We start from the raw sequence: 14,927 nt of genomic DNA on the forward strand, positions 1-14,927 counted from the left end.
AGCAATATCTTTAACTAGGATTGCATAACTATCTTCAACTTTTTCTAGTCGTTTATCCATTGTTTCGACTTTCTGATCAAGAGTTTTAATATCTCCCTTGATTTCTGTGACTTCCACCTTTAAATCATTAACGTCTTTTTGAAGACTGTCAAATTTTTGATTAACATCTTTTTGGAGACTGTCAAATTTTTGATCCATATCTCTTTGGAGAGTGTCGATTTTCTGATTAACATCTCTTTGGAGAATGTCAAATTTTTGATTAACATCTCTTTGGAGAAAGTCAATTTTCTGATTAACCTCTTTAATGCTATCTTTAATTTCTTTCAGGACAGATTCGAGAGAATAGGTAACGGTTTCGCCAGTTTGTGTCATAATTAAAACCCTCGGGTCGATATAGCCAAATATAATTAGGTTATACTAAAAAAGTTTTTCTTTGGTGTGGGTCTGGGGCTTTACCCATGTTCAGGGAAAAAGTCCCTGAATTTTTCCTCTGACCACTCCAATGGCTGGCACTTTTTGATTTCAAAAAAGCCTAAAGATATTATCCAACAAAGTTTTTAGATTTATTCAGCCAGCCCTAATCATTCTCCTATTGCCCATTGCTAGGAGCCAAGGGCGATTTTGCTACCGGAAAATTGGCAATTGTGGCCAGAGATCGATCATGGTAATTTAAGAAGGCGATCGGGGAACTCTGAGAGGGAAGCTGCCGATCCTAGCCAGGGAGTATCTGTTTAACCGTCTGTCCTATGTACAAGTCTATTACTGTTTTAACGCTGCTGACGGGAATTGTTGCCGTTGATGTAGTTTTTGCTCAATCCACTGTTAATCTTCCTATCGCAGTTAAACGGGGAGAATCCTACGAAGGATTATTAACTAGAGCATCGCAATTGGCAGAGAAAACTATCATCAGTCGTTTTAATCAACAAAAGGGTCTTGATAAAATTGATTTATTAATAACGGCCGAAAAATCAGGTGCGATCGCACCTTTGCTCTCGGTGAAGGTGTCCCGTCAAGATTGGTTTGGTCATCCCAATATTCAACGCTGGAGAAATGTTTTTCCCTTTGGCAAAGCTCTCCTCGGTTTTAGCTCTCCCGCACCCGTCGTCACTCCGAAAAGTCCCCCCGCTGCCGTTAATCCCAGTCCATCTCCAGCAGCATCTCCCGGCGCTACCACTCCTCCTCCTCCCCCTACTTTACCCTTCGAGGATGAGCCGAATAATGCTCCCCCAATCCCCATTCCTAACCAAAGATTAACCACTCCAGCTAATCGTTAATTGATAGGAAAAGGACGGGCTTTCGGAAGATATATTGACTTTTAAGTAGCAAAACGGGGCTGAAACCAGTCTAGGGGAAAAATATCATCTTCTTGGGCGGTTTCTGTCCAACCAGTGACACTCTCAAAACAAGTCCCCGTCAAGTTAGCACCCCTCAAGTCCGCTCCCTGTAGATTTACCTGTTGTAAACGCGCTCCCGCTAGATTAGCACCCGCTAAATTGGCACCGCGTAAATCACTACCCGTCAGACGTGCCTCACTAAAATTAGCCCTTTCTAAATTGGCCCCTTGAAAGTCCACCTCTTTCAGAAAAGAGCCCCTAAAATTGGCTTCCCTTGCAGAAATCTGACGACATTTAGCCCCACTTAACCGCGCTTCCTGCAAATTGGCCCAATTGAGATTGACTTTATCTAGGTTTGCCTCCAAGAGATTAACTAAGTATAAATTCGCCCCGCATAAATTTGCCCCGCATAAATTCGCCCCCCGGAGATTAGCATGGGAAAGATCCGCCCCACTTAATCGCGAGTTACGCAGGTTTGCCTGTACCATAAAGGCCCCGGTGAGATTGGCTTTGGTTAAGTCCGCTTCCACTAATTGCGCTTGACTTAATTTGGCATAGGTTAAATTCGCCCAATTCAAACTCGCTCCCCGCAGATTTGATTTAGTCAAAAAAGAGCGACTCAAATTAGTTCCGCGCAAATTGGCCGCAGCAAAATTGACAGCGATTAGAGTCACTTGTTGTAGATCTAGACTCATCAAGTCAATGCCTAAAAAATCCCGCTCTCCTTGTTCGTAGAGTCTTAGTAACTGATTAACTTTCATCTCCCTTCTTCTACTTATAAGATGGTGGTTAAGAAGTAATCAACAAAAGCACCTAAAAACTTTGTCCGATAACTCACTCCGCTTTTAGATGAGAAATTTACGAGGGTCTCCTTTGAGTTTATGTAAAGTTTTTTATCGATTTTTTAAGGGAAGATAACCCGAACAGCAAGTTAATTTTCATCATAGTTAAGTAGTTTGGCTAAAACAGTTGGACTGGTTTTTCCAATTCTACCCCAGTCCATCGGGTAATTAGTATCTAACACTACTCTTGTTAAAAAACTTATCTATTGTTTAAACTCGATTATATTTAGGGTTTGTGGCAAAAAGTTTGTTGGTGGGGTTAGGAGACAGGAGGCTCCGAGGCAGGAGGCAGGAGATAGGGTGGTCACTGCGTGCGCGTTGCGGGGGGTGTTAGGGTGTTAGGGTTTTAGGGTGTTAGGGTTTTAGGGTTTTAGTTGAAATTCCCCCACTTCCCCATTTCCCCATTCCCCCATTCCCCCACTTCCCCACTTCCCCACTTCCCCACTTCCCCCATCTCCCAACCGCTGCTAATCGTCTAATTCCCTACTCTAAAGCGTAGATACGACCATCCATGAGCAGACGGGTGATCCCTTTAGCTTCCAGTTGAGCGTGAGCTTTTTCGATCAGGCGACCGTCGGGAACTTTAATCACTTTTTCCTTGCGCTTGGAGAAACGGCGAGCGATGCGATGACTTTCAAAGATGGGGAGAGTGCGCTGCTGGATTTCCTGAGGGGGAACCTTACCCAATTCAGCAAAATCCTTGAGGGGACGGGTGATTAATTCAGCAGCGCGATCAATCACCAAGTAACAGGTTTTGGGAAAAGCCGCCGCCGAGAGGGGTAAGATCTGTAGTTGGGCGGTTTTAACGATAGTCGGGCCTAAATAGCTGCCCGCTAGTTCCTCCTCCTCCTCCTCCTCCTCTTCATCTTTATCCTCCTCTTCATCCCAATCCTCGTCCAGATCATCTTCCTCCTCCTCTTCCTCGATAGCTTCGACGAAAAACTCGGTTAAATTAGCGTCTTCTAGTGGTTTATCGCCATTAATTTCTATATATTCCGAATTATCTCCTTCCGGCGGGTAAGAGGTATCCATTAACAGGCTTAATTGTTCCACAGAAGCGATCGGTTGCTCAAAATCCTGCTCATCCTTAGCTGCGATGTGCGCTGCCCGAAAACTAATCACCTCGCTCGCTTCTTCTGGTAAATCCGCCGCTGCTCCCTCATCTTCGAGGCCACGACCATTGCGGGCCAAGCGTTTTTTCTGGATTAATTGCTCGTATTCCTCGCTAGAAAAAGAATTTTTGAGAAAACGACTGACCGTAGAACTACTCACGCCATAACGCTCGGCTAACGTGGAAGTGGTGGCCTCCGTTTCGCGATAAAGCTTAAGAATTTCTTTTTTCGTGGCATCAGTCAGTTTTCTTGGACTCATATTACTTATATAGTTATTTTTTAAGCGATAGGATCTTGCCGATGGCTAGTCAGGGGGAACTATTGTCCTTGGGCGGATGTACTCTTAATCATAAAACGCTCTAGCCAATTAAAACTAAGCAATTCGTTTTCTAGTCCCTGTTCTAGTCTATCCTTGACTTCTGTTTCTCACCACTACTCAAGATTAAAAAATTGACAATGATATCCAGTGCTGCTAGTCAAAAAGCCTTATTAGTTCTGGCCGATGGTACAGTTTACGAGGGTTATTCCTTCGGAGCCAAGGGAACCACCGTCGGCGAAGTTGTCTTTAACACAGGGATGACCGGTTATCAGGAAGTCCTCACCGATCCCAGTTATGCCGGTCAAATCGTCACTTTTACCTATCCGGAATTGGGAAATACGGGGGTTAACTCCGAGGATGAGGAGTCAATTCGTCCCCAGGTGAAAGGAGCGATCGCCAAAAATATCTGCCACCGGCCCAGTAATTGGCGTTCTAGCCAATCCCTACCGGATTATCTGGCCGCTCATCATGTTATTGGCATCTATGGCATCGATACCCGCTCCCTGACCCGCAAAATTCGCTCGGTTGGGGCGATGAATGGGGCAATTTCTACGGAAATACTCGATTATCATGATTTACTGCGGCTGGTGCAGGCAGCCCCCAGTATGGCGGGGTTAAATCTCGTCAAAGAAGTAACCACCAAGGAAGTGTACGAGTGGACAACTCCCACCCCCTCCGCTTGGGAATTTGCGCCCATTGATAGTGAGCAAGAACCGTTAACGGTGGTGGCGATCGATTTTGGCATCAAACGCAATATTCTCCGGCGTTTAGCCAGCTACGGTTGTCGGGTGATCGTGGTTCCCGCTGACACTCCCCCGGAAAAAATCGCCGAATATAATCCCGATGGTATTTTCTTTTCTAACGGACCGGGAGATCCGGCGGCTGTCACCGAAGGGATTGCCCTAGCCAAGCAACTTTTGCAAGGGGAAAAACCCACTTTTGGCATCTGTATGGGTCATCAAATTTTAGGCCTATCCCTAGGAGCAGAAACCTTTAAACTGAAATTTGGCCATCGCGGGTTAAATCAACCCTGTGGACTCCAGCAACAGGTGGAAATTACCAGTCAGAATCACGGTTTTGCCGTGCAGGAAGGCTCTTTAAATCCGCAAGTGGAGATTACCCATCTCAACCTCAATGATCGCACCGTAGCGGGATTAAAACATAAGTCCTTGCCCTTTTTCTCGGTACAATACCACCCCGAGGCCAGTCCCGGCCCCCACGATGCCGATTATCTGTTTGGCAAATTTGTCGATTTAATGCGGCAAGCAAAAAAGGATCGGTCGTAAATTTTTAGGATATACTAGGGTTTTGATTTTTACAGCCCTAGGGCTAGGAGGCGATTATTCCAGAAGCAGTTAACTTGACCGTCAGCTTGCGAGGCACCCGTGAGGTCAAAGATAAGTACCAAATTTTCCGTTTGACGGGTCTTTTAGATGCCTTTTCCGAACCGACTTTTTGTAAGGTGATCGAAGGCTATGTGGAGGAAGGCCCTAAGGATGTGATTATTAGCCTCGCTCAGATTGATTTTATCGATAGCTCCGGTTTAGGAGCTTTGGTAAAATTGGTGAAAAAGGCCAAAACCGAAGGGGGCAGTTTACAAATTGTTACCAATCCCCGGGTAACTCAAACCGTAAAACTGGTGCGATTGGAGAAGTTTTTTTCCCTGCAACCCACCCTAGAGGCGGCGATCAAATATCTAGAAAAAGCGTAAATCGTGGAATCTCCTCTCGAAAAAATTCGCTTACAGGTCAGTGGCCAGGGTTCACCAATCCTAGAGGGTCTTGACCGATTATCGCCCGCTTCTCTGGCCTATCTGGGGGATGCTGTTTATGAATTATACATCCGCACCTATTATTTACTGCCGCCCCAGCGTCTGGGGGACTATCACGCTCAGGTGGTAGGCAAGGTCAGGGCCGAACAACAGGCTTTAGATTTAGCACAACTGCAGCCCTATCTGACGGACCAAGAAAAAGAAATTCTGCGCCGGGGACGCAATGCGGTCACGGGAAAACGCCGTCGTCTGACAGCCCAAGTCTATCAGCAGGCCAGCAGTTTAGAAACCCTGTTTGGCTATCTTTATCTGCAAGACCCCTCAAGATTACATCAACTATTAGAAAAACTAGAATTATAGCCCTCAGGGACGATTTCCGACTTTACTCTTAATCCATGCAACCATGAGCGATCGACCATTTCCTAGCAAGTCCGATAATCGTAATTTTCGCCGGCCCTCGCGGCCAAAAACCGGGCCAATTCTGACTAAATCCCCGGCAGTAACTCCAGAAAACCAAGAAGCTGATGATCTGCTCTACGGTCGCCGGGTGGTTTTAACAGCCATGGAAGAGGAGCGCCAACTGAATCGGATTTGGGTGGTCAATCGACTCCGTTACGATCCCCGTTATCATACCCTTTTGGAAAAAGCCAAGGCCAACGGCACGGTAATTGATGAGGTGGACGATCTGCGTCTCGATCAGATTACCAGTAAGGCCAATCATCAGGGGATCGCCGCCCAAATGTCCCCCTATGATTATATCGAATTAGCCGATCTGATCGAAAAAGCTAAGGGCAAAAGTCGCCACCCCGTCATCGTCATCGCTGAAGGGATCACGGATCCCCATAACCTTGGGGCAATTATTCGCACCGCTGAGGCCATGGGTTGTCAGGGGGTAGTTATTCCCCAACGTCGCGCCGCCGGGGTGACATCGACGGTGATGAAAGTGGCAGCAGGGGCCTTGGAATATTTACCCGTCGCCAGGGTGGTCAATCTCAATCGTGCTTTAGAGGAATTAAAAGCGGCCGGTTTTTGGCTCTACGGCACGGCGGCAAAAAGTGGTAAATCCTTACACACAATCAATTTAACGGGTGCGATAGGATTGGTCATAGGTTCGGAGGGAGAGGGTTTGAGTCTGTTAACCCAAAAGTCCTGCGATGAGTTGGTATCTATCCCCTTGCCAGGCAAAACCCCCAGTCTCAATGCTTCGGTGGCGGCGGCTATGGCTCTTTACGAGGTTTACCGGCAACGCTGGCAAAATTCCCCCGACTGAAAATCTGTATTTTTCGACACTCCCAATAGCCAAAAGGAGAAAGTATAAATAAAATAGGAAGGAAGTTTGCGAAATGTAAACAAACGTAACAAAACCACCAGAGTAGATTTAGATGGGGAACGAAATGAAAGAATTTTTGATTAGCTTACTCGAAAGGTTCGGATTAGCCTACTGGGTCGAGATTAAAACCGACTATCCCAGATGTACTTATTATTTCGGTCCTTTTCTCGCTAAAGACGAGGCTGTGGTCGCTCAAGCCGGTTATGAAGAAGATTTGAAAACAGAAGGAGCGCAGGGGATTAAATTGCATATAAAACGTTGTAAACCGAAAGATTTAACTATTTTTGAGGAAAAAGAAGAAAGCAAGCTCCTGAATACCCTAAAGGTCTTACGCAGTCAAGTTTCTTAACAATTTTCAGTGATCGGTAATCAGTGATCAGTCATCAGTCATCAGTAAACAGTGAAAAAACAGCATAAGGCTGCTACTTATGGCAGTTATCTTAAGGCTGAGATAGGAAGTTTTCGTTTTTGGGAGTCAGGATGAATACCGAATTAGGTTAAACTTCCTCTTGAGGATAAAGACCGTAATACTGCTCACTTAACATTCTATTTTCCTACTGGTAACTGGTAACTGGTAACTGATAACTGATAACTGATGGCTAAATATCAATGGGAGCGATTTAAAAAACAGCTATATTCTGCTTCTGTCAGTCTTCCCGCTTCGTAGAGAGTATCGGTAATTTCTGCTAGGGTTAAAACCGAATAAGGTTGATAACCATGGCTACGAAGTTTATCTTTAACAGGGCCACCATGGTCGATAAAAACCACGATATCATTAACTAATAATCCCGCCGATTTAATCTTTTCTGCCCCCTCGATCGCACTTTTGCCAGAAATTAAAATATCGTCCACCATTACCACAGTTTCCCCCACTTGAAAATTACCTTCAATTACTCTTCTTGTGCCGTGAGCTTTTACTTCTTTGCGGGGGAAAATCATCGGATGATTTAATAATAAAGATAAACCCGTAGCTGTGGGTAAAGAACCGTAGGGTATGCCAGCAATGCGGTCAAATGTCAAGGTTTTTAATATTTCTCCATAGGCTTCAATTACCTGCTGAAAAATATTAGGATTAGAGATAATTTTTCTCAGATCAATATAATAGGAAAAAGTTTCTCCCGATGCTTGCACATAATCGCCAAACATCAAGCAGCCAATATCAAATAATTGTAGAATTAAATCCTGATGAGGATGTTGTTTTAAAAGACAAACGTTAGCAGTCCAAGTCTCATCTTGGCTTGATTCTTGCTGGTGATTTTGTTTAATTTTGTTGACTTCCTCGCGTAAATCCTTCACTTTTGCCCCCAAATCGGGTTGAGATAAAAAGTCTTGGGGTACAGGAATTAATAAACCCTCGCCATGACTATTTAAACCCACAGTAATTAACTCGGAGAATTGACTTTTTTCTTCCCAAATACTGCGTAATAAAATCAATCTTTCGGGAGCAAAATTGCGAATCCTTTTCAATATCTCCGGTTGAGTGGTTCCCACTTCTAAAAATACTTGTTCGGGAGTTCCCCAAGTGCAAGCTTCTTTGACAACTTGCAGATAAAAAGGATTGTCGCGACTGGGAAATTCTTGCAGATTAATCGCGCCTTGATTGGAAGTATGACAGAGGATAAAAGCGCCATGCTCGGGGTAAACTAAAAAAGGAGCAACGTGATCCTGTCCGGAGTAGGGATTGAGAGTAACCGCGTCCACCTGCCAAGTTTTAAAGATAGTCTCGGCTAAAACACTGCTAGTATTAATATCACCGTGTTTAGCATCCAAAATGACCGGGATATGAGCGGGAATTGCCGTTAAAATTCGCTGTAATAATTCTAACCCTGCCGCTCCCAAAGCTTGATAAAAGCCTAAAGTTGGTTTGTAGGCACAGACAAAAGGGGCAGTTTCATCGATAATAAACTTGAGCCACTGTTCTAAATTAACGATTAATTCTCCCGGGGTGGAGGGCATCATTTCGGGGTTAGCATCTAAACCGAGGACAAGTAGAGTCTGGTTTTGACTAATGGCGTGGTTTAACTTTTGAAAAAAATTCATCGGTTCCTAATCTCAGAATTCTGGATTAGTCTCTAATTCTACACTATTTGGACGAAAAATAGGCTGTAAAATTGTCTGGTGCAGACTTTTTCTGGTGTCAGCGTCAAGGAATTTCTTTTGTAGGGGTTGCCATTCTTGCCATTTTTGGTGACGGATATTTTGGAAAAATTCTAGTAAAGTGGGCATTTCCTTGGCAAGACAATTGGGGAAAATTTGGCTAAGAAAATCCGAGAGAACACAACAATCCTGTATTTCTCCGAGAATACCTTGAAGGTTTTTAATATCCTCTAAATACTCTCGATACTTATCGCCATAAAACTGAGTAAATAACTCCATATTATAGCGGGAACGCTTGGCTTCTTTGCGGAGATCGTGCAGTAATAATCCTTCTTTTTCCAATAAGTCATCAATTTCTTGACTAGAAAACTCTCTTACTTTTTGATCTTCCTCTAAATTTACCCCAACTAACCAGCCTTCGTGCAGTAAAAAGCGACTCGCTTGCGGTAATAATAAGTCTGGTAAAACCGTGGCAATATCTAATTTTCCTATCGGTTGATAGGTGGGATTATCCAACCAACTGGCAAAATCTGCCTTAAAATTGAGAAATTTATCGGACTTTAAGAGTTTTTCTACCTTAGTAAAAGCCTTCTCCCTTCGGTGTTCGAGAACTTGTAAAACTTTCTTCAGTAAATCCTGTTCTTTCGGGGGTAAAATTGGCTGATAGTGACCGACAAAAGCCTCTTTTAACACATCTAAATCCCGCAATTCTCCTAAAATTCTGCCCAGATTACCCACCCGTTTTTGATCGGCATATTTCGGCATGGTTAAAGCGGGGGCAAAACCAGTTAAGGTACTGCGAAGACGGCGCATTCCCACACGAATTTGATGTAATTCTTCCGTATCCTGATCGAGTAAAACCCCAGCTTCGTGTCTAAGAACTTTATGAAAATGTTTATCAATACCGATATAGGCCCAATCGGCAACAGTTTTAGCCCGAGGATTAAATTTGTTAGTCATTGGTCTTTAGGGAGGAAATAATGTCAAGATGGTGATAGAATCTTTAAATAAAGACTGGAACTAATAGATCCCATTTATTCTACACAATAGGATGAAGCAGCAGCTTTAAGAGAAGTTTATGGATAGTTTTTGGCTAGATTATGCGGGGGAAATCGCTTTTCGCACTGGAGAGCATCTTTTCTTGACGGGAATAGCTATGGCTATGGGTAGCTTAATCGGGATTCCTCTAGGTATTTTGATTAGTCGTCAAGCTATTCTCGCCCCACCAATTATAGCGATCGTTAACACCCTACAGACTATCCCCAGTTTAGCCCTATTTGGTTTTTTAATTTCCGTGCCTTTTTTGGGAGGAATCGGCAAAATTCCCGCTATTGTTGCCCTAACTCTCTATACTTTACTGCCAATTGTTTTAAATACCTATCTGGGCATCAAAAAAGTTGATCCCGAATTAAAATTAGCGGGGTTATCCCTAGGCATGACCGACGGTCAAATCCTGCGCTATATCGAATTACCCCTGGCCAGGGCGACAATTTTGGCAGGAGTGAGAATTGCCACGGTGATTGCTATCGGTGTGGCTACGATCGCAGCTGCCATCGGTGGCGGTGGTTTGGGAGTGTTTATTTTTCGCGGTATTGCCACGGTCAACAATCAGTTAATTTTGGCGGGGGCAATTCCTGCCGCTTTTTTAGCCCTTGTTGCCGATTGGAGTCTCGGTCGGCTAGAAAAGACCTTTTCCCCTTCGCAACGACCGAAAAAGCCCTCTAAATGGCAATGGGGCTTAGGTTTAATCGGGTTGGCCTTGCTATCTTTCCTCTTGACTCAAATTTTCCATTCATCCCCCGGCACAGTGGTGATCGGTTCCAAAAATTTTACCGAACAGGTGATTTTAGGGGAAATTTTGGCACAGGAGATCGAAAAAGAGACGAATTTACGGGTTGAGCGTCAATTTAATCTCGGTGGCACTCTGATCTGTCATGAAGCGGTGAAAGCGGGTAAAATCGATGGTTATGTGGAGTATTCTGGCACGGCTTTCACGGGAATTTTGCGAGAAAAACCCCTGAACGATGCCCGATTAGTCTCTGAAAAGCTGCAAGAGATTTATCCGGAAAAATTTAATCTAGAAGTCTTTCCCAGTTTAGGATTCGAGAATACTTTCGCCATTGTTATCCGGGGAGAAACCGCCAGTCAATACAATCTGAAAACTCTCTCGCAAGCGGCTAAATATACCCCCAATTGGCAAGCGGGTTTTGGTTATGAATTTTTGGAAAGGGAAGACGGTTACAAGGGATTAGCAAAGACCTACGGGCTAAATTTTGCCGGACCCCCGAAAGTGATGGATTTAGGGTTAATGTACCGCGCTTTAGCCGAAAAACAGGTGGATTTAGTGGCGGGAAATTCCACCGATGGCTTAATTCCCGTGCTAGATTTAGTCATCCTAGAAGATGATCAACGCTATTTTCCTCCCTACGAAGCGGTACCGATTTTTAACCGGGATAGTTTGCAAAAATATCCGCAATTGCGACAGGTTTTAGCGAAACTCACCGGCAAAATTACCTCCACAGCTATGCAGAAATTAAACTATCAGGTGGATGGCCGCAATCGCAAAGTAGAGGAAGTGGTCAAAGAATTTCTAGTCTCCCTCTCTTAACCATTTAGTCACTCCCCCGGGTTGGTCGATTAAAGTAATGCCTTGGGCTTTTAATTCCGCGCGAATGCGATCGCTTTCGGCGTAATTTTTCGCTTTTTTTGCCTCTGTCCGTTGTTGGATCAGATTTTCGATATCCGCTGCACTAATTCCCTCAGAAACAGGGGTTTCCCTCTGGTCGGCGGCAATTTCTAAGCCCAAAACCCTAGACAATTTCACCAAAGTATGCCATTTTACCGCCAATTGGGCCAGATTGCTGTCTGTCTTACCCGCATGGGTTAAATTATTACCCTCCTTGCGTAATTCCTTAGCGATTTCAAATAACACCGCTAAACCACCGGCAAAGTTAAAATCGTGATTTACCGCCTCTTGAAAGCGATTTTCTAGCTCTTGGTCAGTAATTCCGGGATTATCTTGCTGAAGATGCTTATAACCAAAGGATAAACCCTCTTGTAAAGTATGCCAGCCATTAGTGGCCGCCTGCAATCCCTCATCGGAAAAATCGATCGGTTTGCGGTATTGGGCGCCTAAAATTAATAATCTCACGGCTAAGGGGTCATATTTTGCCAATAACTCGCGAATAGTGATGAAATTACCGAGGGATTTTGACATTTTTTCCCCGGCCACCTTAACCATGCCATTATGTAACCAATAGTGGGCCAGAGGTTTACCCGTAGCCGCTTCACTTTGGGCAATTTCGTTTTCGTGGTGGGGAAAAATTAGATCACTTCCCCCCACATGAATGTCGATAGTTTCTCCCAATTGTTCTTTAACCATGGCCGAACATTCAATATGCCACCCCGGACGACCTTGGCCCCAGGGAGAATCCCAACTAGGTTCCCCCGGTTTTGCCCCCTTCCAGAGGGCAAAATCAAAGGGGTCTTGTTTTTTAATTGCTTCCGGGTCGTCGGTTTCTACCCGGCCGCTGGCCCCGGCTTGCAGATCATCGAGTTTTCGCCCTGATAGTTTGCCATAATCGGAAAAACGACGGACGGAGTAGTAAACATCGCCATCGCTGGGGTAAGCATAGCCTTTTTGTTCTAATTCATAGACTAGGCGCTTGATGCCGTCGAGGGTATGAGTGGCCCGGGGATAAGCGTCCGCCGGTCTGACTCCTAATTTTGCCATATCCTCAAAGTAGGCCTCGATAAATTTCTCGGCCACGGCTGCCATGGTGGTATGTTCATTTTTAGCCCGATTGAGAATTTTATCGTCAATATCGGTGAAATTCTGAATATAGCGCACTTTATAACCGAGATACTCTAAATAACGCCGCACCACATCCCAAACCACACAGGTACGCGCATGACCCAAATGGCAATAATCATAGACGGTAATGCCGCAGCAATACATGGAGACAATGCCGGGGATGAGGGGGCTAAAGGGTTCTTCGCGACGACTGAGGGTGTTGTAGAGGATTAAGGTCATGGATGGGGAATTTTTTTTCTGGGGAAAAAGGCTAGTCCAATTTTATAGCAGTTATTTTCAGTTATCAGTGATCAGTTATCAGTTATCAGTAACCGCTAACCACTTTCCCTGATTTCCATACTATATTTTGTGTTTTTTGTCAAGGGGTTTTTCGGGTTTTAGTAAAGATGTGACGGTAAGATTCGAGGAGATAGGACTGTTTTGATCGGGACTATTATTGATGAAATCGATAGAATAACGATAGGGGAAGCTTGATTGTTTGCCTTAACCGACAATTTTTATTGTTAATCAACTTTGACCAGACCATCACCATGAATGAACCACCTAATAGCGCTGGCGATGAAATCCAATTACCCCGGGGAGAAAGAGTTGACCAGCTAAGACATCTGATCGAAACCCTACGCATTGCCGATGAAGTGGCCAATCGCGGTTATTTGATTACCAGCGCCGAAGTGGCCGATTTAATGGATATTAATCCGGGTGCCGTTACCAGTCGCGGCGACCATTGGCCGTGGCGAAATTGGGTAATCTCCCGGGTCAGACGGGAGGGAAACCAAATTCTTTGGCAGTTGGAAAAAGTCGATTAGGATTAATTGCAACCATCAGTTAATTTCTCTCTTAACTTTTGTAAATTAGTAATTATTTCGTCATTTTCCCCCAGCAGATGACGCGCAAAACGTCGGGCCAGGGGCGGAGCCGATACAAGTGTACTGGTAAAGCCAGAAAATACCTGCAATCCCAGTTTGTCGGCGATCGCTCCCACTAGGGGCCGTCCCGAGGGAGCAAAAGCCACTAGGCAATGATGACAGCTGCCGGGGGGAGCGGCCAAAGGGGGCAGCAATGTCCCCAGGGCGGTGCGGATTGCTTTTTCCCCCGCCACAGGGTTTAAAATCGCCTCTGGATCGGTGATAATGGCGCTAATTTGCCCTAGATAAAGACTTTGATCCCGGAATTGTACCGCCCCCGTTTCTAAAACACTGGCAATTATTTCTGGGGTTTCTCTCTGCCAAATGCCCTGATTTTCTAGTTGGGTGATTTTTTGCTCTAATACCAATCTAGAAGGAATTGCGGGCATAACTAGGGTGTTTAATTTGATTTCGCTGGGGGGAATTTTAATCACCTGGGCATGGGTAAAATAGACGGGAGTAGTAATGCCGGATTTTTGCAGTAAAGACCGGGTTAATCCCCCCGCACAGACGATAGTTTCTCCGGCATAATAATTATCTTTAGGAGTTTTTACGCCGGTCATCCTCGATGCAGTTTCAATCAATTCGATGACAGCTTCCCGAATAATCTTGCCTCCCAGACGCAGAAAAGCTTGTTGATAGGCAAGATTAGTTTTTTCGGCGTTAATGTGACCGTGGGGTAGTCGTAAAACTCCGGAGATAGCAGCGGGATTTAATAAAGGTTCTAAAGCGATCGCTGCCTGCGGATCGAGAATTTCGGGGGTAATAGCAAAGATAGCAAATTTTTCGGCCACAGTAGCTGGATCATCTTCGGGGTTCACGGTGAGAATTAAGTCTAGGTCCCGGTATTCGTTATCTATGCCCAATTCCTGGGATAAATTGCGCTGAATTTCTCGACCTTCTTGATATAATTTTCTCTCAATTTCTGTAGTGGCCGACCAATAGGCTAAACCCCCGTAACTGTAGAAAGTGGCGTTGAGGGGATGGGTTTCTTTTTCTAATAAGAGAACTCGACTGCCTAGGTTAGCTAGTTCATAGCTTAAGGCGGAACCGGTGATACCACCACCGATAATTATATAATCATAAGTTGTGGTCATAATTGGGCTAATTTTTACTAAATTAATCTATCCTATCATTATACTTGCTCGGTTCCCTAGTTCTGATTTGATCAATAATTGCTATAATCAGAGAAAAAGTTGAAAGCGGGATGGGATAACTATGCAACAGCTAGAAACTAGGGGGATAACTGACCGATGGATTAGAGGTAGTTGGGAAGAATACTTAGCAGCGATTAAAAATTTCCCAGAGAATCAAGGAAAAAGTTATTATTACAATGGCTATTATCGATTAGAAATAACTCCTATTGGTAACGATCATGCCAGCGATCATGCTATTTTTATCTT

General features: G+C 44.6%; 15 protein-coding genes and 1 pseudogene. 9 read left to right on the top strand and 7 right to left on the bottom strand.

Annotation, left to right across the window (positions count from 1 at the left end; all coding sequences use genetic code 11):
• The coding region (locus tag ACE1AQ_RS22310; RefSeq protein ID WP_374809238.1) for a hypothetical protein at positions 1-372 on the bottom strand (372 nt) is incomplete at its 3' end.
• 374 nt (positions 373-746) lie between these two features.
• On the opposite strand from ACE1AQ_RS22310, the gene ACE1AQ_RS22315 reads away from it, so the two are divergent.
• Positions 747-1,274 carry a hypothetical protein gene (locus tag ACE1AQ_RS22315; protein ID WP_008196339.1) on the top strand — a complete coding sequence of 176 codons (528 nt, stop codon included), beginning with the start codon at positions 747-749 and terminating at the stop codon, positions 1,272-1,274.
• A 41-nt stretch (positions 1,275-1,315) separates the two neighbouring features.
• On the opposite strand, the gene ACE1AQ_RS22320 is transcribed toward ACE1AQ_RS22315, so the two are convergent.
• Both ACE1AQ_RS22320 and ACE1AQ_RS22325 read right to left on the bottom strand, forming a co-directional pair.
• Positions 1,316-2,095 carry a pentapeptide repeat-containing protein gene (locus tag ACE1AQ_RS22320; protein WP_110544580.1) on the bottom strand — a complete coding sequence of 260 codons (780 nt, stop codon included), beginning with the start codon at positions 2,093-2,095 and terminating at the stop codon, positions 1,316-1,318.
• Between the two features lie 564 nt (positions 2,096-2,659).
• Positions 2,660-3,547, bottom strand: a complete 888-nt coding sequence (locus tag ACE1AQ_RS22325) for a helix-turn-helix domain-containing protein (RefSeq protein ID WP_110544578.1) — start codon at positions 3,545-3,547, stop codon at positions 2,660-2,662.
• A gap of 197 nt (positions 3,548-3,744) precedes the next feature.
• Here ACE1AQ_RS22325 and carA point away from each other — a divergent pair, with 197 nt between their 5' ends.
• The 5 genes from carA (at position 3,745) to ACE1AQ_RS22350 (ending at position 7,057) form a co-directional block, all read left to right on the top strand.
• The gene (gene carA / locus ACE1AQ_RS22330; protein WP_008196345.1) at positions 3,745-4,893 is read left to right on the top strand and encodes a glutamine-hydrolyzing carbamoyl-phosphate synthase small subunit; all 1,149 of its coding nucleotides are present in this window, start codon (positions 3,745-3,747) and stop codon (positions 4,891-4,893) included.
• Between the two features lie 74 nt (positions 4,894-4,967).
• Positions 4,968-5,318, top strand: a complete 351-nt coding sequence (locus tag ACE1AQ_RS22335; RefSeq protein ID WP_008196348.1) for an STAS domain-containing protein — start codon at positions 4,968-4,970, stop codon at positions 5,316-5,318.
• A gap of 3 nt (positions 5,319-5,321) precedes the next feature.
• The gene (locus tag ACE1AQ_RS22340) at positions 5,322-5,738 is read left to right on the top strand and encodes a Mini-ribonuclease 3 (RefSeq protein WP_008196350.1); all 417 of its coding nucleotides are present in this window, start codon (positions 5,322-5,324) and stop codon (positions 5,736-5,738) included.
• 43 nt (positions 5,739-5,781) lie between these two features.
• Positions 5,782-6,648, top strand: coding sequence for a 23S rRNA (guanosine(2251)-2'-O)-methyltransferase RlmB (rlmB, locus tag ACE1AQ_RS22345; protein WP_008196352.1), 867 nt, complete (start codon positions 5,782-5,784; stop codon positions 6,646-6,648).
• Positions 6,649-6,760: 112 nt separating this feature from the next.
• A complete protein-coding gene (locus tag ACE1AQ_RS22350; protein WP_008196354.1) occupies positions 6,761-7,057 on the top strand; it encodes a DUF1816 domain-containing protein in 297 nt (98 codons plus the stop codon).
• Positions 7,058-7,314: 257 nt separating this feature from the next.
• Here ACE1AQ_RS22350 and ACE1AQ_RS22355 read toward each other — a convergent pair whose 3' ends face one another.
• Together ACE1AQ_RS22355 and ACE1AQ_RS22360 are read right to left on the bottom strand one after the other, a co-directional pair.
• Positions 7,315-8,748, bottom strand: coding sequence for a bifunctional orotidine-5'-phosphate decarboxylase/orotate phosphoribosyltransferase (locus ACE1AQ_RS22355; protein ID WP_110544576.1), 1,434 nt, complete (start codon positions 8,746-8,748; stop codon positions 7,315-7,317).
• Positions 8,749-8,760: 12 nt separating this feature from the next.
• On the bottom strand, positions 8,761-9,765 hold the full coding sequence (locus ACE1AQ_RS22360) for a CHAD domain-containing protein (protein WP_110544574.1): 1,005 nt from the start codon (positions 9,763-9,765) through the stop codon (positions 8,761-8,763).
• 118 nt (positions 9,766-9,883) lie between these two features.
• On the opposite strand from ACE1AQ_RS22360, the gene ACE1AQ_RS22365 reads away from it, so the two are divergent.
• Complete coding sequence (locus tag ACE1AQ_RS22365) at positions 9,884-11,413, top strand: glycine betaine ABC transporter substrate-binding protein (protein ID WP_374809242.1); 1,530 nt, start codon at positions 9,884-9,886, stop codon at positions 11,411-11,413.
• Here the strand turns inward: ACE1AQ_RS22365 and cysS are convergent.
• On the bottom strand, positions 11,396-12,838 hold the full coding sequence (gene cysS / locus ACE1AQ_RS22370; RefSeq protein ID WP_374809244.1) for a cysteine--tRNA ligase: 1,443 nt from the start codon (positions 12,836-12,838) through the stop codon (positions 11,396-11,398). The genes ACE1AQ_RS22365 and cysS overlap by 18 nt on opposite strands.
• A gap of 311 nt (positions 12,839-13,149) precedes the next feature.
• Here cysS and ACE1AQ_RS22375 point away from each other — a divergent pair, with 311 nt between their 5' ends.
• Entirely contained in the window at positions 13,150-13,425 is a 276-nt protein-coding gene (locus tag ACE1AQ_RS22375) for a hypothetical protein (RefSeq protein ID WP_002732855.1), read from the top strand.
• Positions 13,426-13,427: 2 nt separating this feature from the next.
• Here ACE1AQ_RS22375 and ACE1AQ_RS22380 read toward each other — a convergent pair whose 3' ends face one another.
• Entirely contained in the window at positions 13,428-14,621 is a 1,194-nt protein-coding gene (locus ACE1AQ_RS22380; RefSeq protein ID WP_110544567.1) for an FAD-binding oxidoreductase, read from the bottom strand.
• Between the two features lie 121 nt (positions 14,622-14,742).
• Here ACE1AQ_RS22380 and ACE1AQ_RS22385 point away from each other — a divergent pair.
• Positions 14,743-14,927: pseudogene (locus tag ACE1AQ_RS22385) on the top strand (Uma2 family endonuclease); the annotation flags it as partial.

The sequence above is a fragment of the Microcystis sp. BLCC-F209 genome, from assembly GCF_041928595.1.
In the GTDB taxonomy this organism is placed as follows: domain Bacteria; phylum Cyanobacteriota; class Cyanobacteriia; order Cyanobacteriales; family Microcystaceae; genus Microcystis.

Coding starts and splice junctions, on each gene's coding strand:
- carA (WP_008196345.1), top strand. CDS start 3,745: ATGATATCCAGTGCTGCTAGTCAAAAAGCCTTATTAGTTCTGGCCGAT.
- ACE1AQ_RS22320 (WP_110544580.1), bottom strand. CDS start 2,095: ATGAAAGTTAATCAGTTACTAAGACTCTACGAACAAGGAGAGCGGGAT.
- cysS (WP_374809244.1), bottom strand. CDS start 12,838: ATGACCTTAATCCTCTACAACACCCTCAGTCGTCGCGAAGAACCCTTT.
- ACE1AQ_RS22315 (WP_008196339.1), top strand. CDS start 747: ATGTACAAGTCTATTACTGTTTTAACGCTGCTGACGGGAATTGTTGCC.
- ACE1AQ_RS22360 (WP_110544574.1), bottom strand. CDS start 9,765: ATGACTAACAAATTTAATCCTCGGGCTAAAACTGTTGCCGATTGGGCC.
- ACE1AQ_RS22325 (WP_110544578.1), bottom strand. CDS start 3,547: ATGAGTCCAAGAAAACTGACTGATGCCACGAAAAAAGAAATTCTTAAG.
- ACE1AQ_RS22355 (WP_110544576.1), bottom strand. CDS start 8,748: ATGAATTTTTTTCAAAAGTTAAACCACGCCATTAGTCAAAACCAGACT.
- ACE1AQ_RS22375 (WP_002732855.1), top strand. CDS start 13,150: ATGAATGAACCACCTAATAGCGCTGGCGATGAAATCCAATTACCCCGG.
- ACE1AQ_RS22365 (WP_374809242.1), top strand. CDS start 9,884: ATGGATAGTTTTTGGCTAGATTATGCGGGGGAAATCGCTTTTCGCACT.
- ACE1AQ_RS22350 (WP_008196354.1), top strand. CDS start 6,761: ATGGGGAACGAAATGAAAGAATTTTTGATTAGCTTACTCGAAAGGTTC.
- rlmB (WP_008196352.1), top strand. CDS start 5,782: ATGAGCGATCGACCATTTCCTAGCAAGTCCGATAATCGTAATTTTCGC.
- ACE1AQ_RS22380 (WP_110544567.1), bottom strand. CDS start 14,621: ATGACCACAACTTATGATTATATAATTATCGGTGGTGGTATCACCGGT.